The organism is Pseudomonas danubii (assembly GCF_042980055.1).
GTDB classification, from domain to species: Bacteria; Pseudomonadota; Gammaproteobacteria; order Pseudomonadales; family Pseudomonadaceae; genus Aquipseudomonas; species Aquipseudomonas danubii.
In genome coordinates this window covers 6,488,267-6,510,499 of sequence record NZ_CP116502.1, presented here as the reverse complement: position 1 = coordinate 6,510,499, position 22,233 = coordinate 6,488,267, and the positions used below count along the sequence as shown (strand labels likewise).

At 60.6% G+C, this 22,233-nt stretch carries 22 protein-coding genes; 5 read left to right on the top strand and 17 right to left on the bottom strand.

The window, feature by feature from the left end; all coding sequences use genetic code 11:
• Positions 1 to 25 precede the first annotated feature (25 nt).
• The 13 genes from PFZ56_RS29295 to PFZ56_RS29235 form a co-directional block, all read right to left on the bottom strand.
• Positions 26 to 400 carry an EamA family transporter gene (locus PFZ56_RS29295; protein WP_102880758.1) on the bottom strand — a complete coding sequence of 125 codons (375 nt, stop codon included), beginning with the start codon at positions 398 to 400 and terminating at the stop codon, positions 26 to 28.
• On the bottom strand, positions 397 to 1,317 hold the full coding sequence (locus tag PFZ56_RS29290) for an arginase family protein (RefSeq protein WP_110651374.1): 921 nt from the start codon (positions 1,315 to 1,317) through the stop codon (positions 397 to 399). Before PFZ56_RS29290 ends, PFZ56_RS29295 begins: the two co-directional genes overlap by 4 nt.
• Positions 1,318 to 1,494: 177 nt before the next feature.
• Positions 1,495 to 1,833 (bottom strand): GlpM family protein, encoded by a 339-nt coding sequence (locus tag PFZ56_RS29285; protein WP_102860467.1) that lies wholly within the window; start codon positions 1,831 to 1,833, stop codon positions 1,495 to 1,497.
• A 161-nt stretch (positions 1,834 to 1,994) separates the two neighbouring features.
• A complete protein-coding gene (locus PFZ56_RS29280) occupies positions 1,995 to 3,272 on the bottom strand; it encodes a sigma-54 dependent transcriptional regulator (RefSeq protein WP_249735797.1) in 1,278 nt (425 codons plus the stop codon).
• A 44-nt stretch (positions 3,273 to 3,316) separates the two neighbouring features.
• The gene (locus PFZ56_RS29275) at positions 3,317 to 5,218 is read right to left on the bottom strand and encodes a sensor histidine kinase (RefSeq protein ID WP_102880755.1); all 1,902 of its coding nucleotides are present in this window, start codon (positions 5,216 to 5,218) and stop codon (positions 3,317 to 3,319) included.
• Between the two features lie 132 nt (positions 5,219 to 5,350).
• Entirely contained in the window at positions 5,351 to 6,085 is a 735-nt protein-coding gene (locus PFZ56_RS29270; RefSeq protein WP_102860470.1) for an amino acid ABC transporter ATP-binding protein, read from the bottom strand.
• Positions 6,082 to 6,753, bottom strand: a complete 672-nt coding sequence (locus PFZ56_RS29265; protein ID WP_025129635.1) for an amino acid ABC transporter permease — start codon at positions 6,751 to 6,753, stop codon at positions 6,082 to 6,084. The genes PFZ56_RS29270 and PFZ56_RS29265 overlap by 4 nt, the downstream gene beginning before the upstream one ends.
• Complete coding sequence (locus PFZ56_RS29260) at positions 6,753 to 7,499, bottom strand: amino acid ABC transporter permease (protein WP_102860471.1); 747 nt, start codon at positions 7,497 to 7,499, stop codon at positions 6,753 to 6,755. The genes PFZ56_RS29265 and PFZ56_RS29260 overlap by 1 nt, the downstream gene beginning before the upstream one ends.
• 191 nt (positions 7,500 to 7,690) lie before the next feature.
• The gene (locus PFZ56_RS29255; protein WP_102860472.1) at positions 7,691 to 8,605 is read right to left on the bottom strand and encodes a glutamate/aspartate ABC transporter substrate-binding protein; all 915 of its coding nucleotides are present in this window, start codon (positions 8,603 to 8,605) and stop codon (positions 7,691 to 7,693) included.
• 363 nt (positions 8,606 to 8,968) lie between these two features.
• Positions 8,969 to 10,507: a glycerol-3-phosphate dehydrogenase gene (gene glpD, locus PFZ56_RS29250; RefSeq protein ID WP_170001630.1), complete on the bottom strand. Its 1,539-nt coding sequence runs from the start codon at positions 10,505 to 10,507 to the stop codon at positions 8,969 to 8,971.
• A 278-nt stretch (positions 10,508 to 10,785) separates the two neighbouring features.
• Positions 10,786 to 11,541 (bottom strand): DeoR/GlpR family transcriptional regulator, encoded by a 756-nt coding sequence (locus tag PFZ56_RS29245; protein WP_011063123.1) that lies wholly within the window; start codon positions 11,539 to 11,541, stop codon positions 10,786 to 10,788.
• A gap of 95 nt (positions 11,542 to 11,636) precedes the next feature.
• Positions 11,637 to 13,142: a glycerol kinase GlpK gene (gene glpK / locus PFZ56_RS29240; RefSeq protein WP_102860474.1), complete on the bottom strand. Its 1,506-nt coding sequence runs from the start codon at positions 13,140 to 13,142 to the stop codon at positions 11,637 to 11,639.
• A gap of 76 nt (positions 13,143 to 13,218) precedes the next feature.
• Entirely contained in the window at positions 13,219 to 14,067 is an 849-nt protein-coding gene (locus tag PFZ56_RS29235) for an MIP/aquaporin family protein (RefSeq protein ID WP_102860475.1), read from the bottom strand.
• Between the two features lie 370 nt (positions 14,068 to 14,437).
• Between PFZ56_RS29235 and ybaK the strand changes: the two genes are divergently transcribed.
• Positions 14,438 to 14,908: a Cys-tRNA(Pro) deacylase gene (gene ybaK / locus PFZ56_RS29230; protein WP_102860476.1), complete on the top strand. Its 471-nt coding sequence runs from the start codon at positions 14,438 to 14,440 to the stop codon at positions 14,906 to 14,908.
• A 120-nt stretch (positions 14,909 to 15,028) separates the two neighbouring features.
• A complete protein-coding gene (locus PFZ56_RS29225) occupies positions 15,029 to 15,811 on the top strand; it encodes a PhzF family phenazine biosynthesis protein (RefSeq protein WP_170001632.1) in 783 nt (260 codons plus the stop codon).
• Positions 15,812 to 15,893: 82 nt separating this feature from the next.
• Here PFZ56_RS29225 and PFZ56_RS29220 read toward each other — a convergent pair whose 3' ends face one another.
• A complete protein-coding gene (locus tag PFZ56_RS29220; protein ID WP_170001634.1) occupies positions 15,894 to 17,003 on the bottom strand; it encodes an ABC transporter ATP-binding protein in 1,110 nt (369 codons plus the stop codon).
• Positions 17,000 to 17,920, bottom strand: a complete 921-nt coding sequence (gene argF, locus PFZ56_RS29215; protein WP_102860479.1) for an ornithine carbamoyltransferase — start codon at positions 17,918 to 17,920, stop codon at positions 17,000 to 17,002. Before argF ends, PFZ56_RS29220 begins: the two co-directional genes overlap by 4 nt.
• Positions 17,921 to 18,333: 413 nt before the next feature.
• Here argF and PFZ56_RS29210 point away from each other — a divergent pair, with 413 nt between their 5' ends.
• The 3 genes from PFZ56_RS29210 (at position 18,334) to grxD (ending at position 21,159) form a co-directional block, all read left to right on the top strand.
• Positions 18,334 to 18,480, top strand: coding sequence for a hypothetical protein (locus PFZ56_RS29210; RefSeq protein WP_170001620.1), 147 nt, complete (start codon positions 18,334 to 18,336; stop codon positions 18,478 to 18,480).
• A gap of 135 nt (positions 18,481 to 18,615) precedes the next feature.
• Positions 18,616 to 20,724 (top strand): molybdopterin oxidoreductase family protein, encoded by a 2,109-nt coding sequence (locus PFZ56_RS29205; protein WP_170001636.1) that lies wholly within the window; start codon positions 18,616 to 18,618, stop codon positions 20,722 to 20,724.
• Positions 20,725 to 20,820: 96 nt separating this feature from the next.
• Positions 20,821 to 21,159, top strand: coding sequence for a Grx4 family monothiol glutaredoxin (gene grxD, locus PFZ56_RS29200; protein ID WP_075121425.1), 339 nt, complete (start codon positions 20,821 to 20,823; stop codon positions 21,157 to 21,159).
• Between the two features lie 81 nt (positions 21,160 to 21,240).
• Here grxD and bfr read toward each other — a convergent pair whose 3' ends face one another.
• Positions 21,241 to 21,714: a bacterioferritin gene (gene bfr, locus PFZ56_RS29195; protein WP_025129649.1), complete on the bottom strand. Its 474-nt coding sequence runs from the start codon at positions 21,712 to 21,714 to the stop codon at positions 21,241 to 21,243.
• 212 nt (positions 21,715 to 21,926) lie between these two features.
• Entirely contained in the window at positions 21,927 to 22,145 is a 219-nt protein-coding gene (locus PFZ56_RS29190) for a bacterioferritin-associated ferredoxin (protein WP_102860481.1), read from the bottom strand.
• Positions 22,146 to 22,233 lie beyond the last annotated feature (88 nt).

The following is a 22,233-nucleotide window of genomic DNA, read 5'->3' as shown; positions in this document are numbered from 1 at the left end:
TTTCCTTCTATTCGTTGAATAAGGCTCAGGTACTGGCCACGCACACCAGCATCACTCCGGCGGTGATCACCAGCGTGCCCATCCAGCGCCGACGGCTGACGGTCTCGCCCAGCACCAGCTTGCCCGCCAGTACCACGCCGCAATAGGCCAGGGCCGCAGCCGGAAACAGCAGGCTCAGAGGGGCCCGGGACAGGGCTTCGAGCCAGACGAAAAACTCGATCACATAGGCCCCGATACCGCACCACAGCAGGGGCGCGTTGAACACCTGGCCCCAGAAGGCATTCAGGCGAAAGCCGCCGTCCAGCTCCGGCAGGCGGTCCAGGCCGAGCTTGAAACAGAGCTGGCCGATGACGTCCAGCACAATGGAAAAAGCGACTAGCAGAACAACGGTCAAGGTCACGGGAACAGCTCCTCGAACAGCGAGATCAGGGCTTCATTGGTCACTGAGTTGCGCAGCAGGTCGTCCTGGCTCCAGCGCTCGGCCGGAGGTTGGTCCGACTTGGCTTCCCAGCGTTTGAAGGCATTGCTGAAGGCGGGTTTGGCGAACTCGCCGCAGACATCGATGCCCAGCACCCGCTTGCGCGCCGCCAGTTCGCGTATCGCTTGCAGCAAGTGGGTCAGGCGCATGCCGCCCTGGTCCCAGTTGGTGGCGGCGTCTTCGCTGGCCAGCACGTCCTTGTCGATGGTGATCCACACCGCTGCGGTGGGCAGGCTGTCGATCATTTGCGCGAGGAAGGCGGCCCAGTCCTGCTCCGCCAGATTGCGCCAGTGCAGGTGGTTTTCCTGTTGCTGGTGCCCGGCGCCATCGCCGACTCGGCCCCAGACCTTGGACGGCGCGTGCTGCCAGGGAAACAGCTGCAGCTTGCCGTGCTTCAGGGCGCCGAGGTTGCCGCCTCGCAGTTGCGGGTTGTGCAGGTCTTCACTGCACGGGCCCAGGGTGACAATGCGCTGGATATTGGGCAGCTGCAGCGCCCGGTTGACCCAGGAGCCGCAGTGCCGGCGGGGGGCGAAGCGTACCCAATCCGGGTGATTGTCGAAGTGGATCAGGCTGATCGGTTCGGGCAGATCGTAGAGAAAGGCCGGGGTCAGGTGGTGATAGTCGCCGGAGCCGACAAAGAAGATTTCCGGTTGCGGGCCGCTGTGCCGGGGGCGTTGGCCCAGGCGTTCGCGGAAATGACGGTAGGTGCGTTCGGTGGACCAGAGTCGCAGCTTGGGGCCCAGGTCCAGCAGGTCCAGGCGTCGCGCCTGGCCGCTTTTCAGGCGCCGGACTATGGGCTCCTGGGCGGTCAGGCTGTGGTCGAGATCTAAGATGTTCAAGGTGTTCTTTACCCATGGCAGCGCCCTCCAGAAAACTGCGTGATCAGGCGAAAACGCAGGCTGGGCGGGCTTTACAGGGTAAATGCAAGGGTCGGGCCAGGGTCGTGGCCGGGTTGCCGGCGAGAGACCGCGGCGCAGGCTTCGCGAGCAAGCTCGTTCCTACGGGAATGCTAGGGCTCAGGCGTGGAGGCGGACCCAGACGCTGACCAGCAGGGTGGCGGCAATCAACCAGGCCACGGCGGCCACCGCCAGGGAGGCTTCCAGGCGCAGGCGATCGACCATTACATAGAGCGTCGCCAGGTAGACGAAGTAGGGAATGATCGACCACATGCCGAACAGGATGGTGGTCTTCAGGTCATCCAGAGAACGGCCCTTGCCGACGATGTAGTGGGCAATCAGGGCAAAGGTCGGGAACAGCGGCACCAGGCCGGCGATGTAGTAGTTCCGGGTTTTGGCCAGGGCCGCCAGAATCACCACCACCGCCGCGCCCAGGGCGGCCTTCAATAATAGATCCATAAATGTTTGCGCCTTGGGTTAGGCTCTGTACGAAAAGCCTTGATACTCGGTGATGCTGCGTTGAAAACGGTCTCGGAATGCTCATTTACAACCCGTAAACTCCGCTTCCTCGACCGTTTTCGCCTTGCCTGACCTTCGTCTCAAAACTTTTCGTACAGAGCCTAGTGGCTCAGGCCGTATTTCTTGACCTTGTCGAACAGCGTGGTCTTGGCCATGCCCAGTTCCTGGCTGGCCTGGGTCAGGTTGCCACCGCTGCGCTGCAAGGCATCGTTCAGCAGGTTGCGTTCAAAGGCTTCCACCGCTTCGGCGAAACCCAGGCCCTGGGCGTTGCTGCTGCCGGACTTCTTGAACGCCGGCAGACCGAGGGCAAAGCGCTCGGCGACGTTGCGTAACTCGCGCACGTTGCCCGGCCAGTCGTGGCTCATGAGGGTCGACAGGGTCTGGTTGTCCAGCTCTGGCACGGTGCGGTCGAAACGCAGGGACGACTGCTGCAGGAAGTGTTCGAACAGTTGCAGGATGTCCTCGCGGCGTTCGCGCAGGGGCGGTAGTTCCAGGGTCACCACGTTGAGGCGGTAATACAGGTCGCTGCGAAATGCCTTGGCCCGGCTCAGTTCGTCCAGGTCCGACTTGGTGGCCGCGATCACCCGGCAATCCACGGCCACGCTCTGGTTCGATCCGAGGCGCTCCAGGGTCCGCTCCTGCAATACCCGCAACAGCTTGATCTGCAGATTGATCGGCATGCTTTCCACTTCATCAAGGAACAGCGTGCCTTGGTGGGCGTGCTCGATCTTGCCGATACGGCGCTTGCCGGCGCCGGTGAAGGCGTTGGCCTCATGGCCGAAGATTTCACTTTCGAAGAGGTTTTCCGGCAGGCCGCCGCAGTTCAGGGCGACGAACTGTTGTTGGTGGCGGCGGCTGAAGTCGTGCAGGCAGCGGGCGACCAGTTCCTTGCCGGTACCGGTTTCGCCCTCGATCAGCACGTTGGCCGAAGTGTCGGCGACATTGGCGATCAGCTCCCGCAGGTTCTGCATGGCCGGCGAGCGGCCGATGATCCGTCCCTCCAAGGAACTGCGTTCGGCCAATTGGCGGCGCAGGGAGGTCACTTCCCGGGCCAGTCCCCGTTGTTCCAGGGCGCGGCGGGCCACGTCCACCAGACGCTCGGGAGAAAAGGGTTTCTCCATGAAGTCGTAGGCGCCTTTCTGCATTGCCCCCACGGCCATGGAAATATCCCCGTGACCGGTGATCAGCACCACCGGCAGGCTGCGATCCCGGGCCTTGAGTTGGGTCAGCAGTTCCAGGCCATCGATGCCCGGCAGGCGGATATCACTGACCACGATGCCGGGAAAGTTCTCCCCGACCTGGGCCAGGGCTTCTTCGGCGCTGCCCACGCCGATGCAGGGAATGTCTTCCAGGGCCAGGGCCTGTTGGCAACCCAGCAGGACATGGGGGTCGTCTTCGACGATCAGCACGGTCAGCTCGTTGTTCATATCGGCTCGGCTTGATTGGGGCTTGCCAGGGGCAAGCTGAGGACAAAGGCGGTGCCGCCGCTTGCCGGATGTTCCACCCCCAGGCTGCCGCCGGTGGCGGCGGCGAGGCTGGCGGACAGGGTCAGGCCCAGGCCCAGGCCCTGCTCGCCGGGTTTGGTGGTGAAGAAGGGTTCGAACAGGTGCTTGCGCGCCTCAAGATCGATGCCATGGCCGTTGTCGCGGACCCGCAGGCGATACTTGCCGTCGCCGAGCTCGCCTTCCAGCCACAGCTCCGGCGCCGGTTGGGCCTGCATGGCGTCCAGGGCGTTGCCGATCAGGTTGACCAGGATCTGTTCCAGGCGGGTCTGGTCGATCTGCAGGGTCTGCTCGCTGAAGGCCCGGTGCAGTTGCAGGGGCAAGGGTTCGATGCGCGCGTTGAGGAGTTGCAGGGCGGCGTCCACAGCCTTGTCCAGGCTGGCCTGGCCCTGGTCGTCGCCGCGGCGGGCGAAGGAGCGCAGGCTGGCGGTGATGCGGCCCATGCGGTCGATCAGTTCATTGATGGTCTTGAGGTTGGCGCTGGCGGTGTCCAGGGCGCCGCGCTCAAGAAAGCGCACGGTGTTGCCGGACAAGGTGCGCAACGCCGCCAGCGGCTGGTTCAGCTCGTGGGCGATGCTGGTGGACATCTGGCCGATGGCCGCCAGCTTGCCGGCCTGGACCAGTTCGTCCTGGGCCCGGCGCAGGGTCTCTTCGGCCTGGCGGCGTTCGCGGATCTGCCCCTTGAGGCGCTCGTTGCTGGCCCGCAGGTCGGCGGTGCGTTCGGTGATCCGCCGCTCCAGCTGGCTGTTGGCTTCCTGCAGGGCTTCTCGGGCGGCCAGGCGGGTGGCGATGACCTTGCGCCGTTCATTCCAGGCGATCAGCAGGAAGGCCACCAGGGCAAAGGCCACGGCCACCAGGATGCCCTGGTTGATGGCTTCCCGGCGCAGGTCCTGCAACGGGGTGAGCAGGGTGAAGTTCCACGGGGTGTCGCTCAGCGGCCGGGTCTGGGACAGGTAGCTGATGGCCTTGTCGTCGGATACCAGTTCGGTATTGGCGGGAAAGGTCAGCTTCTCCACGCCTTCGGCCAGGCGTTCCCGGGCCAGGGGTTCCAGTTCGTTGAGGGGGAACCAGTAGTACTGCAGGCTGCGGGCCAGGCGTTCCTTGGTGTCGTCGCTGAGCGGGCGGACCGACTTGAGCCGTCGCGCCGGGTCGCTGGAGAGAATGATGATGCCGTTCTCGTCACTGACGAAGGCTTCCAGGCGGGCCCTTTGCCACCGTTCCTCCAGGGCCTCCAGGCGCACTTTGACTACCGCCACGCCAATGATCTTGCCGTGTTCTTCCAGGCCGTGGGCCAGGTAGTAGCCGGGCTCGCCGCTGGTGCTGCCGATGCCGTAGAAACGTCCGGGCTGGCCACGTACGGCGTTCTGGTAGTAGGCGCGGAAGGACAGGTCTTCACCCAGGTAGCTGTCGACATCGCGCCAGTTGCTGGTGGCCAGCACCCGGCCGGTGGTGTCCATGACATAGATGGCCCGGCTGCGGCTGCGCCGATTCAGGCCTTCGAGGTATTGGTTGACGGTTTGCCGGTGCTCCGGCGAGGGATCGGCCAGCAGCCTGGAGACACTGGACTCCAGTTCCAGGAGGCTGGGCAGATAGGTGTATTTGCTGATCTCGCTTTCTACGGCGCGGGCGTGCAGTTCCAGCTGGCGTTCGCCATTTTCACTGAGGCTGCGAATGCCATTGTGTTCGCTGATCCAGAAGCCGACGTAGCCCAGGCCGATCATCAGCAGGATGACCAGGGGCGGCAGGAACAGGTGACGGATCAGGCGGGGTTTCACGGCGAGTGATGGCGGCGCGGCGCGATAGAGAGTGGGGTCGCATTTCATCACAGATGCCTTGGGTCAACCACTGTGCGGTGTCCATAGGAGCCGGCTGGCCGGCAAAGCGGGCGAACCTGGCGATAGGGGAGCCCGGTGCGTCCCCTTCGCCGGCCAGCCGGCTCCTACAGAAGCACAGGTTTAGTGCTGCAGGATCTTCTCGAGGAAGTGCTGGGCACGTTCGGAGCGGGCGCTGATGTCACCGAAGAATTCCTCTTTCTGGCAGTCTTCGATGATCTGGCCCTTGTCCATGAAGATCACCCGGTTCGCCACTTTGCGGGCAAAGCCCATTTCGTGGGTCACGCACATCATGGTCATGCCTTCCTGGGCCAGTTGCACCATCACGTCCAGCACCTCGTTGACCATTTCCGGGTCCAGGGCCGAAGTGGGTTCGTCAAACAGCATGACGATCGGGTCCATGGCCAGGGCGCGGGCGATGGCCACACGCTGTTGCTGGCCGCCGGACAGCTGGCCCGGGTGCTTGTGGGCATGGGCGGAGAGGCCGACGCGATCCAGCAGTTGCAGGCCTTTCTTGGTGGCCTCTTCCTTGCTGCGGCCCAGGACCTTGATCTGCGCGATGGTCAGGTTCTCGGTGATGGTCAGGTGCGGGAACAGCTCGAAATGCTGGAACACCATGCCCACGCGAGAACGCAGTTTCGGCAGGTTGGTCTTCGGGTCGGCGATGGAGGTGCCATCGACCACGATGTCGCCCTTCTGGAAGGGTTCCAGGGCGTTGACGCATTTGATCAGGGTGGATTTACCCGAGCCGGACGGCCCGCAGACCACCACCACTTCACCTTTCTTGACCTCGGTGCTGCAATCAGTCAGCACCTGGAAGTCCCCATACCACTTGTTGATGTTCTTGATAGAGATCATACGGCGAACCTTTTTTGCAGACGCTTGACCAGCAGCGAGGCGGCAAAGCTGATTGTGAAATACACCAGACCGGCAACGATCAGGAATTCATTGGAGCGGCCGATGATGTCGCCGCTGGAACGCGAGGCGTTGAGGAAGTCCACCAGGCCCACGGTGTACACCAGGGAGGTGTCCTGGAACAGGATGATGCTCTGCTGCAGCAGCAGCGGAGTCATCTTGCGGAACGCCTGAGGCAGGATGATCAGGCGCATGGTCTGGCCGTAGCTCATGCCCAGTGCCTGGGCAGCGCCCATCTGGCCCTTGGGAATGGACTGCACGCCGGCACGGACGATTTCGCAGAAGTACGCCGCTTCGAACATCATGAAGGCCACGATGCAGGAGGTGAACGCACCGATCGGGGTGTCTTCGCCGGTGATCCAGCGCAGCACGAACGGCACCGCCAGGTAGAACCAGGTGATCACCAGCAGCAGCGGAATCGAGCGGAAGTAGTTGACGTAGGCACCGGCCAGGTTCGACAGCAGCTTGTTGTGGGACAAGCGCATCAGTGCCAGCAAGGTGCCGAGGATGATCCCGCCCACCACGCCCATGACCATCAGCTTGAGGGTCATCAGCATGCCGTTCCACAGGCCGGGAATGGCCGGGATGATGCCCGAGAAGTCGAATTCCATTATTTACCTCCCACGGAGATCAGGCCGGGGACCGATACTTTTTTCTCGACCAGGCGCATCAGCAGCATCAGGCTCATGTTCAAGGTGAAGTAGATCAGGGTAGCCAGGGTGAAGGCTTCGAACAGGTTGGCCGAGAATTCGGCGGTCTGTTTGGTCTGGGCCAGCAGTTCCATCAAGCCGATCAGCGACGCCACGGAGGAGTTCTTGAAGACGTTGAGGAATTCCGAGGTGAGCGGCGGAATGATGATCCGGTAGGCCTGGGGCAGCAGCACGTTCCAGTAGATCTGCGGCAGCGAGAAGCCCATGGCACGAGCAGCGGATTCCTGGCCACGTGGCAGCGCCTGGATGCCGGTACGCACCTGCTCGCAAACCCGTGCGGCGGTGAACAGGCCCAGGCACACGACAACGCTCAGGTAGGCCGAGGTGGTCGGGTTGAGGTCCTGCTTGTACCACTCCTGGAGGTTGGCCGGCAGCAGATCCGGCACCAGGAAGTACCAGATGAACAGCTGCACCAGCAGCGGCACGTTACGGAAAATCTCCACGTAGACCGTGGCAATGCCCGACACCAGACGGTTCGGTATGGTGCGCATGACGCCCAGGATCGACCCCAGCAGCAGCGCGATGATCCAGGCCACCACGGCGATGGCGATGGTCCAGCCCAAACCGCTGATGAACCAGTCGAGATAGGTCTCGCTGCCCACACCGGTGGACTTGAAGAATACGCCCCAGTCCCAGTTGTAATTCATTAGGGTTACCCCTCAGATCGTTCGATGTACAAGCACCCGCCTGGGGACGTCCGTTCCCGCCTGATCATGACGATCAGGCACACACGAGCGGCTCGACAACCACCGGTTCGAGTGTTTCCAAAAAATGCCAGCAGGTAGTGACAGGCTCCTGAAAGGGCAGGACCCCTTCAGGAGATAAGGTTAGTCAGGAATCAGGACTTCTTGTCGTCAGCCGCTTTGTCGGTCGGGTTGGCGATCAGGGCCTTGAGCTCGTCGCTCATCGGGAACATCAGGTTCAGGCCTTTTGGCGGGATCGGCGATTGGAACCATTTGTCGTAGATCTTGTTGATCTCGCCCGACTTGTAGGTGGCGACGATGGCGTCATCCACGGCTTTCTTGAACGGGGCATCGCCCTTGCGCACCATGCAGCCGTAGATTTCGTAGGACTGAGGAGTGCCGGTCACGGCCCAGTCGGCAGGCTTCTTGGCCTTGGCCATTTCACCGGCCAACAGCGCGTCGTCCATCATGAAGGCCACGGCGCGGCCCGATTCCAGCATCTGGAACGACTCACCGTGGTCCTTGGCGGAGATCACGTTCATGCCCATCTGCTTGTCGGCGTTCATCGCCTTGAGGATGCGCTCGGAAGTGGTGCCAGCGGTGGTCACCACGTTCTTGCCTTTGAGGTCAGCGAAATCTTTGTAGGTCGAGTCCTTTTTGGACAGCAGACGGGTACCGATTTCGAAGATGCCGACGGAGAAGTCGACCTGTTGCTGACGCTCGACGTTGTTGGTGGTGGAACCACACTCGACGTCTACGGTGCCGTTCTGCACCAGTGGGATACGGGTCTGGGAGGTGACCAGGTTGTACTTGACCTTGAGGTCAGGCATGTCGAGGTCTTTCTTGATCGCTTCGACGATTTTCAGCTGGATGTCGTGGGAGTAGCCCACTGGCACGCCGGAAGCGTCAGCGATGTAGGAAAACGGAATGGAAGCGTCGCGATGTCCGAGGGTGATGGTGCCGGATTCTTTGATTTTCTTCAGTGTGCCGGTGAGTTCGGCTGCGAAAACTGGAGTGCTAATCAGAGCGGCAGCGATAGCTGCGCCCAACAGATGGGGAACGATGCGCATCAATATTTCCTCGACATTTGTTTTTTTTATGAAGCCAGTTCGACGGCTCTTTTATACAGCGAATGCCTTGACGGCTCCTGTTGTGTTGGCACGACAGGCATTCGTCGCACAGTGTAGAGCATGAGTCGTGCCAGACCCATTGTTCATGGGCAACGCCTTGATTTTAAAGGCTATTAAATATTTGTTGCGAAGGTTTTTGCAGCAGATTATCCGGTTATCCGAATCATTTTCGGTGCTGCGTTCGGAAAACCGAATGCGCATCCGGCACCTGTAGGGGCCGGCGTGCTGGCGAAACGTTCAATGCGTCGCCCACAAAAAAGCCCCTGAACCTTAGGGCGCAGGGGCTTTGTCTATCCGAGCTACTCAGGCGGCCTTGATCTTGCCGCGGTTGTGCTCGACCTTCTGCAAGTAGTCTTCCAGTTGCTGCTGTTGCGCCACGGTGGTGAACAGGCCGAGTTTGCTCCGGCGCCAGAGGATGTCCTGGGCTTTCAGTGCCCATTCTTCCGCGCACAGATAATCCACTTCACGAGTATAGAGGCCGCCACCCAGGTGCTCGCCCAGGTCGCTGAGGCTGTGTACGCCCTCCAGCAGGCGCCAGGTGCGGCTGCCATAGGTGCTGGCCCAGCGCTGGGCGATCTGGCTGGGCACCCAGTCGAATTTCTTGCGGATGGCTTCTGCCAGGGCCTGTGGCGTGCTCATGTTCTCGCCGCCGGGCAGGGTGGCTGTGGCAGTCCAGCTGGGCTTGGCCTGCTTGAAGTAAGGCGCCAGTTGCGCCATGGCCGATTCCGCCAGCTTGCGATAGGTGGTCAGCTTGCCGCCGAACACCGAGAGCAGCGGAGCTTCCTCGCCAGTGCCGGAAAGGGCCAGGGTGTAGTCGCGAGTCACTGCTGAAGGGTTGTCGGATTCGTCGTTGCACAGTGGGCGAACCCCGGAGTAGCTGTGCTGGATGTCGCTGCGGCTCAGTTGCTTCTTGAAGTGCGCATTGACCACTTGCAGCAGGTAATCGGTTTCCGCTTCGGTAATCGCCACCTTGGCCGGATCACCGGTGTATTCGCGGTCGGTAGTGCCGATCAGGGTGAACTGGTCGAGGTAGGGGATGGTGAAGACGATGCGCTGGTCTTCGTTCTGCAGAATGTGCGCGTGATCGCCTTCGTACAGCTTGGGCACGATCAGGTGGCTGCCCTGGATCAGGCGGATGCCGTAAGGCGATTCCAGCTTCAGATCATCCTTGATGAACTTGGCGACCCAGGGGCCGGCTGCGTTCACCAGGGCTTTGGCGCTGATGGAGAACAGGCTGCCGTCGGCACGCTCCAGTTCCAGCTGCCACAGGCCCTTGCTGCGCCGGGCGCTGACGCAACGGGTCTGGGTATGCACGTGGGCGCCGTGCTCCCGGGCGGCCATGGCATTGAGCACCACCAGGCGGGCATCGTCGACCCAGCAATCGGAGTATTCGAAGCCTTTGGTGATCTCGGCCTTCAGGGCGCTGTCGGCGCCGAACTTCAGGCTGCGCGAGCCGGCGAGTTTTTCGCGCTTGCCCAGGTGGTCATACAGGAACAGGCCGGCACGAATCATCCAGGCCGGGCGCAGGTGCGGCCGGTGCGGCAGGACAAAACGCATGGGCTTGACGATGTGCGGGGCCTTGGCCAGCAGGACTTCACGTTCGGCCAGGGCTTCGCGCACCAGGCGAAACTCGTAATGTTCGAGGTAGCGCAGGCCGCCGTGGATCAGCTTGCTGCTGGCCGACGAGGTGTGGCTGGCCAGATCGTCTTTTTCGCAAAGGAACACGGACAAGCCGCGACCTGCCGCATCCGCGGCAATTCCAACACCATTGATCCCACCGCCGATGACGGCGATATCGTAAACCTCGGAGAGAGGGCGCGCGGGCAAGGTAGAAGTGGGCATCGACAGGCCTCGTGTTGCTTTGATATTTGAATTCGAACATTAATGTTCATTTTCGAAAATACTAGCGCATAAAGAAGGGCGTATCCAGCAAGTTTCGATTGAAAAAACTGATCGAAATGCCCTGAAAGGAAAGTTTACGAACATTAACGAGGGGTAACTGTAGTCGCTGCTGCGGGCTTTGACTGTGTGCGAGTGATCGGCCGTGTCGATTCCGAAAACGATGCAGCCCTTGCGGGGCGGCGTTCGGACACAGCCGGATCCGGGAGGGGAGGAGGGGATCAGACCACTTCGAGGCGGATCTTGTGCTGGTTGAGCAGTTGGGTCAGGGCCGGTACCGGTTGCTGGTCGGTGACCAGGCAATCGATCAGGCTGATGGGACCCAGGCGGATCATGGCGTTGCGCCCGAACTTGCTGGAGTCGGCGGCGAGGATCACTTGTCGGGCGTTGGCGATGATCGCCTGAGATACCCGTACTTCCTGATAATCGAAGTCCAGCAGGCTACCGTCTTCGTCGATACCGCTGATGCCCACCAGGGCGAAATCCACTTTGAACTGATTGATGAAGTCGACGCTGGCCTGGCCGACCACGCCGCCGTCACGGCGCACATTGCCGCCAGTGAGCAGCACATCGAAATCGTCCTTGGCGCTGAGCATCGAGGCCACGTGCAGGTTGTTGGTGATGATCTTCAGGTGGCTGTGGTTGAGCAGGGCGCGGGCGATGGACTCGGTGGTGGTGCCGATGTTGATGAACAACGAGGCGTGATCGGGGATCTGCGCGGCAACGGCTTCACCGATGCGTTGCTTTTCGTCGCGCATCTGATCGGCGCGCATGGCGTAGGCGGTGTTTTCGACGCTGGAATCATAGGCCGCGCCGCCGTGATAGCGGCGCAGCAGATTGGCTTCCGCCAGCTGGTTGATGTCGCGGCGGATGGTTTGCGGGGTAACAACGAACAGCTGGGCCAATTCCTCGATGCTGACGTACCCGCGTTCGCGGACCAGATCGAGGATTTGTTGCTGACGGGGAGGCAGATTCATGGGGCTTCCTTTGGGCTGCCGTGCAAAATTTGCCCATGATGCCGCAGGAATCCCCTCCCGACCAGTTACAAGCGGTTACCAATCCACGGCTTGGCTTATTTGGCCTCGTCGTGGGGTTCCCAGTCGCGGGTGCGGCTCACCGCTTTCTTCCAGCCTGCATACAGGCCTTCTTTTTCCTCTTGCGCCAGCTGTGGTTCGAACTCGCGCTCGATCACCGCTTTGCCTCGCAGCTCTTCCAGGCTGCCCCAGAAACCGCAGGCCAGGCCCGCCAGGTAGGCCGCGCCCAAGGCTGTGGTTTCGCGCATTTGCGGGCGCTCCACCTGAGTGCCGAGAATGTCCGCCTGGAACTGCATGAGGAAATTGTTGGCCACTGCGCCGCCGTCAACCCGCAGGGCTTTCAGGCGTTCGCCGGAATCCTGCTGCATGGCGTCGAGCACATCGCGGGTCTGATAGGCAATGGACTCCAGGGCGGCGCGGATGATGTGGTCCACGCGTACGCCACGGGTCAGGCCAAACAGCGCGCCGCGGGCGTAGGGGTCCCAGTAGGGAGCGCCCAGACCGGTAAAGGCGGGTACCAGGTACACGCCGTTGCTGTCCTTGACCTTGCCGGCGAAGTATTCGGTGTCATGGGCGTCGTTGATGATTTTCAGTTCATCACGCAGCCACTGCACAGTGGAGCCGCCGTTGAACACGGCGCCTTCCAGGGCATAGGCCACTTCGCCGCGGGGGCCACAGGCGATGGTGGTGAGCATGCCGTGCTGGGACTTCACCGCCTTGTCGCCGGTGTTCATCAGCAGGAAGCAACCCGTGCCGTAGGTGTTCTTGGCCTGGCCCGGCTCGACGCACATCTGGCCAAACAATGCAGCTTGCTGGTCGCCGGCGATGCCGCCGATGGCGATGCCACTCTTGGTACGGCCGTAGATTTCCGACGAGGACTTCACTTCCGGGAGCATCTCCCGCGGGATGTCCAGCACCTCCAGCATCTTCGCGTCCCACTCCAGAGTGTGGATGTTGAAGAGCATGGTGCGCGAGGCGTTGGTGTAGTCGGTGACGTGGGTCTTGCCGCCAGTGAATTTCCAGATCAGCCAGCTGTCGATGGTGCCGAACAGCAGTTCGCCGCTACGGGCGCGCTCACGGCTGCCTTCGACATTGTCGAGGATCCACTTGAGCTTGGTGCCGGAGAAGTAGGGGTCGGTGACCAGGCCGGTGGTGTCGCGGATGTAGTCTTCCAGGCCGTCGCGCTTGAGCTGCTGGCAGATCTCGGTGCTGCGGCGGCACTGCCAGACGATGGCGTTGTAGATCGGGCGGCCGGTGGTCTTGTCCCAGACCACTGTGGTTTCACGCTGGTTGGTGATGCCGATGGCCGCTACCTGATCGTGATGCAGGCCGGCCTGCGCCAGGGCCTCCACCATCACCGCGCTCTGGGTGGCGAAGATTTCCATCGGGTCATGTTCGACCCAGCCGGCCTGAGGGTAATGCTGGGCGAATTCACGCTGGGCAGTGCAGACCACGTTGGCATCGCGGTCGAAAATGATCGCCCGGGAGCTGGTCGTACCCTGATCAAGGGCAATGATGTAGTTCTTATTCTGAATGTCGGTCATGTCGATTGCCTTGGACGAAATAAGGGAGTGAGAACAGGCGCGTGATCGATTTGGGCAGGATCACGCGCCGCGAGAATCAAGAAACTTTGACCTTGCCCTCTATGGCCGGTTCGGCCTCGGAGGCGGCAACAGCGCTGGGCAGATGCCGGGCAATCAGCCCGCGATAGGCCGCAGCACCGAGGCAGGCCCCCAGAATCGGGGCAAAGATCGGTACCAGGAAATACGGAATGTCACGGCCGCCGGTGAAGGAGATTTCACCCCAGCCAGTCATGAACGTCATCAGTTTAGGGCCGAAGTCCCGTGCCGGGTTCATGGCGAAGCCGGTCAGGGGACCCATTGCGCTGCCGATCACGGCAATCAGCAGGCCGATCAGCAGCGGCGCCATCGGGCCGCGTGGCAGGCCGTTGTTGTCATCGGTCAGGGACATGATCACCCCCATGAGAATCGCTGTGATCACCACTTCCACCAGGAACGCCTGGGCAGTGGACAGTGCCGGGTTGGGGAAGGTGGAGAACACCGAGGCCAGTTCCAGGCTGGCCTGGGAGCCACGGATCATTTGGTGGGATTGTTCGAAATCGAAGAAAAGGTTGCTGTACAGCGTGTAAACCAACAGCGCCGCGCAGAAGGCGCCGGCGACCTGGGCCAGGATATAGAACGGCAGTTTGCGTTTATCAAAGTCGGCGAACAGCCACAGAGCGATACTCACGGCCGGATTCAGGTGTGCGCCGGAGACCCCGGCAGTCAGGTAGATCGCCATGCTCACGCCGATCCCCCAGATGATGCTGATTTCCCACAGACCGAAGCTGGCGCCCGCGACCTTGAGCGCGGCGACACAGCCGGTGCCGAAGAAGATCAATAGCGCAGTACCCAGGAACTCGGCCATGCATTGGCCCGATAGCGACGGTTGTTGCAGAGCAGTTGTCATTGTGAACCTCGATTTTTGTTGTTGTCTGGCGCTGCTGCAAAAGGCATGGAGCGCGACTTCCAACGAAGACAGAATCCCCATTCCGGCCTCGTCTTGCTACTGGGTGCAACCTTGGATCTACCGCAGGATATTCAGAAACGAAAAAATATAGACAAGAAACACCGCTGTCAAAGGTCGAAAGTGAACGATTGGTCATTTTATAGATATCAATCAGATGAATGATCCTGGGTGGCAGTCTCGGGAGTGACAGAGAACGTTGTGCTGGCAGCTCTCAGGGCGCGTTATCAAGGCTTGGAATAGAGCCTTTTGTTGATGAATGGCCTAAAATTCGTCCGCTCGGTTTTGCCTTTTCGTCCCCCTTGGAGCTGCCATGACCCCTGCACTGGACCTGCTGAAAAAAGTTCGCGCCGAACATCGCATCCACAGTTACGAACATGACCCCAAGGCAGCGTCCTACGGCCTGGAGGCGGCGGAGAAGCTCAATCTCGATCCGGCGCAAGTGTTCAAGACCCTGCTGGCCAGCAGTGAAAAGGGCGAATTGCTGGTGGCGGTGGTGCCGGTCGTCGGAAGTCTTGATCTGAAGGCCCTGGCCCATGCTGCGGGGGTGAAGAAGGCTGAGATGGCTGATCCGGCCGCTGCCCAGCGTGCCACCGGTTATCTGCTGGGGGGCATCAGTCCGCTGGGGCAGAAAAAACGACTGCGGACCTTTATCGACAACAGTGCCCAGCCGTTGGCCAGTATTTTCGTCAGTGCCGGTCGCCGTGGCCTGGAGGTGGAGTTGGCGGCGGCCGTGCTGGCCGAGCACACCCAGGCGAAGTTCGCCGACATCGGTCGCTCTTGAGCCCAGGCGTCGGCAGCGGCCCGGGCTGCTGCTGTATGCCGGAAAATCTTCCCTTCTGTGTCTGTCGGGTTCCTTGTTCCGGGCCTCATGCTGGCGGCCGACTATCCAAGGAGCACAGTTATGCCGCTTGAGTTCCAGCAGATCGATGCCTTCAGTGATCGCCCCTTCGCCGGCAATCCGGCCATGGTTTACCGGCTTGATGCGTGGCTTGACGAGGCGCTGATGCAGCAGATCGCCGCCGAGCACAACCTGGCGGAAACCGCTTTTGTGGTGCGCGAGGCGCAAGGCTGGCGAATCCGCTGGTTTACTCCGACCACTGAAGTACCCCTGTGCGGGCATGCCACCCTGGCCAGTGCTTATGTGTTGTTCGAGGTCTACGACGAGCCGACGCAACGCATCGATTTTCAGAGCCGTTCCGGGCCCTTGAGTGTCACCCGCGAAGACGGGCTGCTATGGCTTGATTTCCCTTTGCGCAGCCCCAGCAGCCAGGCTGGGCTGGAAGACGTGGCGCAGATACTGGGTGCTCGAGTCATCGAGCTGCTGGGCGCCAATGAGCTGTTGGCGGTGCTGGAGTCGGAGCAGGCGGTACGCGATTGCCAGCCGGATATGGCAGCGTTGGCGAATCTGCCCTGGCCTGGAGTGATTGTCACGGCGCGTGGAGACCGGCATGACTTTGTCTCGCGGTATTTTGCCCCGGCCATTGGCATCGACGAGGACCCGGTGACCGGTTCGACCCATTGCTGCCTGACGCCTTACTGGGCACGGCAATTGGATAAACAGCAGTTGAGCGCTTATCAGTGTTCGGCGCGAGGTGGAGCCTTGTTCTGTCGGTTGGAGGGAGAGCGGGTGAAGATCGGTGGCCATGCGCGGCTGATTGCCAGCGGACATTTGCACCTGGAATGACTGTGCCGGGTGTTTCGCCGTCAAGCCGGCTCCTACAGTTCGTTGCGATCTTGTAGGGGCCGGTTGGCCAGGGGAAGCGTTATCAGTGCGCGCTGCTGTAGCGGCGTACCCCTGATTCACTGTGTGGAATCTGCGCGGCGGTGCTGCCCGAGGCTTGGAACAGCACCAGGTGTTCTGCGGCGACCCGAATCCCCACGTCCGCTCCAACCTGATGATCGGCATGGCTGGGGAAGATCGACTCCAGCAGGCTGCCAGTCGGCAGTTGCAGGCGATACAGGGTCGAGGCACCGAGAAAGGTCTTGCCGACGATCCGCGCTTTCAGAGTGCTGTCCGGCGCATAAACGATATCGTCGGGGCGCAGCAGTACGTCCACCGCTCCACCGGACGGCCAGGTGTAGGCCCGGTTGCCCTGCAGCACACCCAGTTCGGTCTGCACCGATTCCGGGCTGCTCAACTGGCCACGAATGAAGTAGCCCTGGCCAATGAAACTGGCGACAAAGGGCGTCTGCGGTTCGTGATAGAGGTTGTAGGGGGTATCCCACTGCTCCAGGCGGCCTTCCTTGAATACCCCGACCTGATCGCTCACGGCAAAGGCTTCTTCCTGGTCGTGGGTGACCAGGATGGCACTGGTACCCCGAGCCTTGAGGATGTCACGCACCTCATGGCTGAGCTTGCGGCGCAATTCGCCATCGAGATTGGAGAAGGGCTCGTCCAGCAGCAGCAGTTGGGGTTCCGGTGCCAGGGCGCGGGCCAGAGCCACCCGTTGTTGTTGGCCGCCAGACAGTTCGTGGGGGAAGCGCTGACCGAGGTTCTTCAGGTTGACCAGTTCCAGCAATTCAGCGACCACACGGTCTTTCTGTGGGTGCTTGCGAATGCCGAAGGCAATGTTGTCCGCCACACACAGATGTGGGAACAGGGCGTAGTCCTGGAACACCATGCCGATCCGGCGTTTCTCCGGCGCCAGGGTGAAGCCGGCGCTGGAGATGGTTTCGCCGGCCAACTGGATCTCGCCCTCGTGTACGGGCTCGAATCCGGCGATGGCCCGCAGGGTGGTGGTCTTGCCGCAGCCGGATGAACCCAGCAGGCAACCGATATCACCGGCATTGAGGTGCAGATTGAGGTTCTGCACCACCCGTTGGTTCTGATAGCCGCATGCCAGATTGCGCAGGTTGAGCAGTAATGGCTGGCTCATGCGTGGTGGTACGCCGGTTCGACAAGAAACTCGAGCAGGGCCTTTTGCGCATGGAGACGGTTTTCCGCCTGGTCCCAAGCCACCGAACGTGGGTCGTCCAGCAGGTCGAGGCTGATTTCCTCACCGCGGTGGGCGGGCAGGCAATGCATGAACAGTACGTCCGGCGCGGCCAGGTCGAGCAGGGCGCGGTTTACCTGGAATGGCGCGAACAGCTTGAGGCGTTTGGCGGTTTCCTCTTCCTGGCCCATGGAGGTCCAGACGTCGGTGCTCACCAGGTGGGCGCCGGTTACCGCTTCGCGAGGATCGCGGACGATGGTCACGCGATCGCCGGCCAGAGCGACAAACTCCGGGTTGGGCTCGTAGCCTTCAGGGCAAGCGACGCGCAGTTGGAAATCGAACTGCATGGCCGCTTCTATATAGCTGTTGCACATGTTGTTGCCATCGCCGATCCAGGCCACGGTCTTGCCTTGGATCGAACCGCGATGTTCAAGGAAAGTCTGCATGTCCGCCAACAGTTGGCAGGGGTGCAGGTCATCGGACAGGCCGTTGATCACCGGTACCCGGGAGTTGGCCGCAAATTCGGTCAGGGTGCTATGGGCAAAGGTACGGATCATCACTGCGTCGAGCATGCGCGACATGACGATGGCGCAGTCGCCGATGGGCTCGCCGCGTCCCAGTTGGGTATCCCGTGGCGAAAGGAAGATGGCCTGGCCGCCCAGTTGGATCATGCCGGCTTCGAAAGACAGTCGGGTACGGGTCGACGACTTCTCGAAAATCATGCCGAGCACACGATTTTTCAAGGGCTCGAAGAGTACGCCGCGGTTACGCAGGTCCTTCAGCTCGATGCCTCGACGAATCACACTGACCAGCTCTTCGGGCGTGCAATCCATCAGGGAGAGAAAGTGCCTTGCGCTCATCATTAACTACCTTTTTGCAACGGACCGCAGATTCTCAAAGCCTTGTTTAATCGAACAACGGGCTGGACCTGCGGCGAAAGCCGCACGGGGCGACGAAATAGGGGAAGGCGCGATCTTATAATTAAATGTCGCGTCTTACCAATAGTGCTACGGCAATTACGGGCAAGAGAGGTCAGGACGCGATTGCGCTGACGCTTTTGAGACCAGTTTCCAGACAGCAGCCGGGCATTTGTACACTGCCCTGGCGCGCCTTGGCAATCCAGCGGGGCGCCGGCTGTTCGCTTGCAGTCGTTTTCTGACCTGTGGGCCGAGGTCGCTGCCATGGGCATGCCGAGGGGGTGTCAGTCTGAAACATTTCCTAATGCAAAGTACTGCGGTTACCAAGGCGAATCTGCGGCCGGGATAGATGCGCGATGGAATCCAAGGAGCAGCAACTGATGGCGCTTTTGGGGGAGGAGATGGCCCGGACGCTCACTGACATGACCGCCTCAGTGACAGCCCTTTTTTTGAATTGCTGCTCAATTGCTGCCGATGGCCTGCCGCGCTTGGCGCCGAACTGACAGCACTGATCATGGCTGGGGCTGATGGCCCTGAATTCATGGGGCGAACGTCGCTGGTGTCAGCAGCGGTCAGCCGCCATAGTTTTTGCTTCCAGCGGCCCCCTATGGGTTGCCTTCAAACAATAGAGACTGGCCATGACCAAGACTCTCCATCACCGTGCCTGCCACTTGTGCGAAGCGATCTGCGGCCTGACCCTGGAAGTCACCGAGGAAGAGGGTGGCGCTCCGCGCATTACCTCGATCAAGGGGGACGCTCAGGACAGCTTCAGTCGCGGCCACATCTGCCCCAAGGCTGTGGCCCTGCAGGATATTCAGAATGACCCCGATCGCCTGCGTCAGCCGGTGCGGCGCGTGGGCAATGAATGGCAGCCGATCGAGTGGGACGAGGCTTTCGCCCTGGTAGCCGAGAGGCTGGCGAGCATCCAGCAGCGTCATGGCAATAATGCGGTGGCGGTCTATCAGGGCAACCCCAGCGTTCACAACTACGGGCTGATGACTCACAGCAACTACTTCCTTGGCCAGCTCAAGACCCGTAACCGTTTCTCGGCCACGTCGGTCGACCAGTTGCCCCAGCACCTGACCGGCTACCTGATGTATGGCCACGGTCTGCTGCTGCCGATTCCGGACATCGACCACACCGACTTCATGCTGATCCTCGGCGGTAATCCCTTGGCGTCCAACGGCAGCATCATGACGGTGCCGGACGTGGAAAAGCGTTTGAGGGCAATCCAGGCTCGTGGTGGCAAGGTGGTGGTGGTCGATCCTCGGCGCAGTGAAACGGCGGCCATGGCCGATCAGCATCTGTTCGTCCGTCCTGGAGGCGATGTGGCCTTGCTGTTTGGCCTGTTGAACACGATTCTTGAGGAAGGGCTGATTCGCGACAGTCATCTGCAAGTCGATGGATTGGCAGAGGTGCGCCAGGCGATTTCCCGCTTCACCGCAGAGGCCATGAGCCCGCTGTGTGCGATTGCGGCGCCGCAGATTCGGCAGTTGGCCTGGGAGTTCGCCTCGGCGGAGCGAGCGGTCTGTTATGGACGCATGGGGGTTTCGACCCAAGCCTTCGGTACGTTGTGCCATTGGTTGCTGCAACTGCTCAATCTGATCACCGGCAACCTTGACCGGGTAGGTGGGGCCCTGTGTACCGAGCCGGCGGTGGATCTGGTAGCGGCGACTTCGGGGGGGCATTTCAACCTTTGGCAGAGTCGGGTTTCCGGGCTTCCGGAGTATGGCGGCGAGCTGCCTGTATCGGCCCTGGCCGAAGAGATGCTCACTGAGGGCGAGGGGCAGGTTCGGGCATTGATCACCGTGGCAGGCAACCCGGTGTTGTCCACACCCAATGGCCGGCAGTTGGAGCAGGCACTGGACGGGTTGGAGTTCATGCTCAGCATCGACTTGTACATCAATGAAACGACCCGTTATGCCGACTTGATCCTGCCGTCCACCTCGGCTCTGGAGAACGATCACTACGACACCACGTTCAATCTCCTTGCAGTACGCAATGTCAGTCGCTTCAACCGGGCGATCCTGCCCAAGCCTGCGGGTGCGCTGCACGACTGGGAGATCTTTGTCGGCCTGGCCAAAGCGTTTGCCGCGAAAACCGAACAACCGCTGAAGCCGACCATCCCCCCTGCGCAGATGATTGACATGGGTTTGCGAGCCGGTGCCTACGGCGATGCATCGCCGCTCAAACTGTCCTTGGCAACACTGGACCAGTATCCCCACGGTATTGATCTGGGGGCGCTGCAGCCGAATCTGGCGGCACGCTTGAAAACCGAGAATCGGCGGATTCAGGCGGCGCCAGCGCCGATCATGGCGGATCTGGCGCGATTTGCCGCCTTGAGCGTGCCGCCGTTGGATGAGTTGCTGCTGATTGGCCGTCGCCATGTACGCAGTAACAACTCGTGGATGCACAACTATCACCGCCTGGTGAAGGGCAAGCCCCGTCACCAGTTGCTGATGCATCCGGATGACCTGGCCAGCCGCGGGCTGAATGACGGTCAGCGGGTGCGAATCAGCTCTCGGGTTGGTGCGGTGGAGGTAGAGGTGCTGGCCAGCACTGAAATGATGCCGGGGGTGGTGAGCTTGCCTCATGGTTGGGGGCACGGGCGCCCAGGGGTGCAACTGAGCATTGCCATGGCGCAGCCCGGTTGCAGCGCCAATGACCTGACCGATGAGCGTCAGCTTGATGCGTTGTCTGGGAATGCGGCGTTGAACGGGGTGCCAGTCAAGGTGGAAGCGGCCTGAGATGTCTGTCGGAGAGGCCGAGCAGGGCGCTCAGGTTTCCGTTACAATGCGCCACCGTGCCGACAACAGCGTCGGAAAGTTCAGCCGAGGTGTTCCATGGATATCATCGAAACTATTAAAGAGCAGATTGCCAACAACACCATTCTGCTTTACATGAAAGGCTCGCCGAATGCCCCGCAGTGTGGCTTCTCCGCGAAAGCCGCCCAGGCCGTAATGGGCTGTGGTGAGAAGTTCGCTTATGTGGACATCCTGCAGAACCCGGAAATTCGCGCCAACCTGCCTAAGTACGCCAACTGGCCGACCTTCCCACAGCTGTGGGTGGCAGGTGAGCTGGTCGGTGGTAGCGACATCATGGCTGAGATGTTTGCCAACGGTGAATTGCAGACTCTGATCAAGGACGCAGCCGAAAAAGCCGCGGCCAAGACTGAAGCCTGACGCGAATATATCCGCGTAATAAAAAGCCCCGCCTCTCTTTCGAGGGCGGGGCTTTTTATTGCTTGAGTATTACGAGTTAAGTTACTCGTCACCCATTTGCGATTGCAGATAGTTCTCGATGCCGACTTTATCGATCAGGCCCAATTGGGTTTCCAGCCAGTCGATGTGTTCTTCTTCGGATTCAAGAATATCTTCCAGCAGTTCACGGCTGCCGAAGTCGCTCACCGACTCACAATGGGCGATGGCTGCCTTGAGGTCTGCATGGCCGGTGCGTTCGATACGCAGGTCGCACTCGAGCATTTCCTTGGTGTGTTCGCCGATGTGCAGCTTGCCCAGGTCCTGAACGTTCGGCAGGCCTTCGAGGAAGAGAATGCGCTTGATTAGCTTGTCCGCATGCTTCATCTCGTCGATGGACTCGTGGTACTCGTGCTTGCCCAGCTTGTTCAGGCCCCAATCTTCATACATGCGTGCATGCAAGAAGTACTGATTGATCGCGACCAGTTCATTGGCAAGGATTTTATTGAGATGCTGGATGACTGTAATGTCGCCTTTCATGATGGGGTCCTGCCCTTTAATTAGTGGAATAAGGACAGAGTCTGAGCCGCGCAAACATTACTGTCAAACCTAAGTTATTGAATAATATATGAAAATTAATCGGAATAAGAATGTTTGTGTTCCGCGTTTTGACCCTAAGCGATTGAATTACAGGCATAAAAAAACCGGACGCTAGGTCCGGTTGTTTAAAACAGTGCTATTTATCCGAGAAATCAGGCGACATTAAATTCTACTGGATAGGGAATTGCTGCCTGGCTGCTCTGCAGTTCGGTCAGGGTCTCGCGGACCACTTGCTTGGCCAGGCATGCGCATTTACCACATTGGCTGGCGACGCCGGTTGCCTGACGCACATCGCGGTAGCTGCAACAACCTTCATAGATGGCTTCGCGAATTTGTCCGTCGGTGACACCGGTGCAGAGGCAGACATACATAGGATGAGAACCGTCGCTGGTTAGGGCTCAATTGCGATGGATCTTAATGTTAACGAGAATGATTGTCAAAGTGGTTTCGGCGACCTTT

Bases quoted from the DNA above. Each gene is read 5' to 3' on its own strand.
- PFZ56_RS29285 (WP_102860467.1), bottom strand. From the start codon at position 1,833: ATGGATCTATTATTGAAGGCCGCCCTGGGCGCGGCGGTGGTGGTGATT.
- PFZ56_RS29275 (WP_102880755.1), bottom strand. From the start codon at position 5,218: ATGAAATGCGACCCCACTCTCTATCGCGCCGCGCCGCCATCACTCGCC.
- PFZ56_RS29270 (WP_102860470.1), bottom strand. From the start codon at position 6,085: ATGATCTCTATCAAGAACATCAACAAGTGGTATGGGGACTTCCAGGTG.
- PFZ56_RS29265 (WP_025129635.1), bottom strand. From the start codon at position 6,753: ATGGAATTCGACTTCTCGGGCATCATCCCGGCCATTCCCGGCCTGTGG.
- PFZ56_RS29260 (WP_102860471.1), bottom strand. From the start codon at position 7,499: ATGAATTACAACTGGGACTGGGGCGTATTCTTCAAGTCCACCGGTGTG.
- PFZ56_RS29255 (WP_102860472.1), bottom strand. From the start codon at position 8,605: ATGCGCATCGTTCCCCATCTGTTGGGCGCAGCTATCGCTGCCGCTCTG.
- glpD (WP_170001630.1), bottom strand. From the start codon at position 10,507: ATGCCCACTTCTACCTTGCCCGCGCGCCCTCTCTCCGAGGTTTACGAT.
- PFZ56_RS29245 (WP_011063123.1), bottom strand. From the start codon at position 11,541: ATGAATCTGCCTCCCCGTCAGCAACAAATCCTCGATCTGGTCCGCGAA.
- glpK (WP_102860474.1), bottom strand. From the start codon at position 13,142: ATGACCGACATTCAGAATAAGAACTACATCATTGCCCTTGATCAGGGT.
- PFZ56_RS29235 (WP_102860475.1), bottom strand. From the start codon at position 14,067: ATGACAACTGCTCTGCAACAACCGTCGCTATCGGGCCAATGCATGGCC.
- ybaK (WP_102860476.1), top strand. From the start codon at position 14,438: ATGACCCCTGCACTGGACCTGCTGAAAAAAGTTCGCGCCGAACATCGC.
- PFZ56_RS29225 (WP_170001632.1), top strand. From the start codon at position 15,029: ATGCCGCTTGAGTTCCAGCAGATCGATGCCTTCAGTGATCGCCCCTTC.
- PFZ56_RS29220 (WP_170001634.1), bottom strand. From the start codon at position 17,003: ATGAGCCAGCCATTACTGCTCAACCTGCGCAATCTGGCATGCGGCTAT.
- argF (WP_102860479.1), bottom strand. From the start codon at position 17,920: ATGAGCGCAAGGCACTTTCTCTCCCTGATGGATTGCACGCCCGAAGAG.
- PFZ56_RS29210 (WP_170001620.1), top strand. From the start codon at position 18,334: ATGGAATCCAAGGAGCAGCAACTGATGGCGCTTTTGGGGGAGGAGATG.
- PFZ56_RS29205 (WP_170001636.1), top strand. From the start codon at position 18,616: ATGACCAAGACTCTCCATCACCGTGCCTGCCACTTGTGCGAAGCGATC.
- grxD (WP_075121425.1), top strand. From the start codon at position 20,821: ATGGATATCATCGAAACTATTAAAGAGCAGATTGCCAACAACACCATT.
- bfr (WP_025129649.1), bottom strand. From the start codon at position 21,714: ATGAAAGGCGACATTACAGTCATCCAGCATCTCAATAAAATCCTTGCC.
- PFZ56_RS29190 (WP_102860481.1), bottom strand. From the start codon at position 22,145: ATGTATGTCTGCCTCTGCACCGGTGTCACCGACGGACAAATTCGCGAA.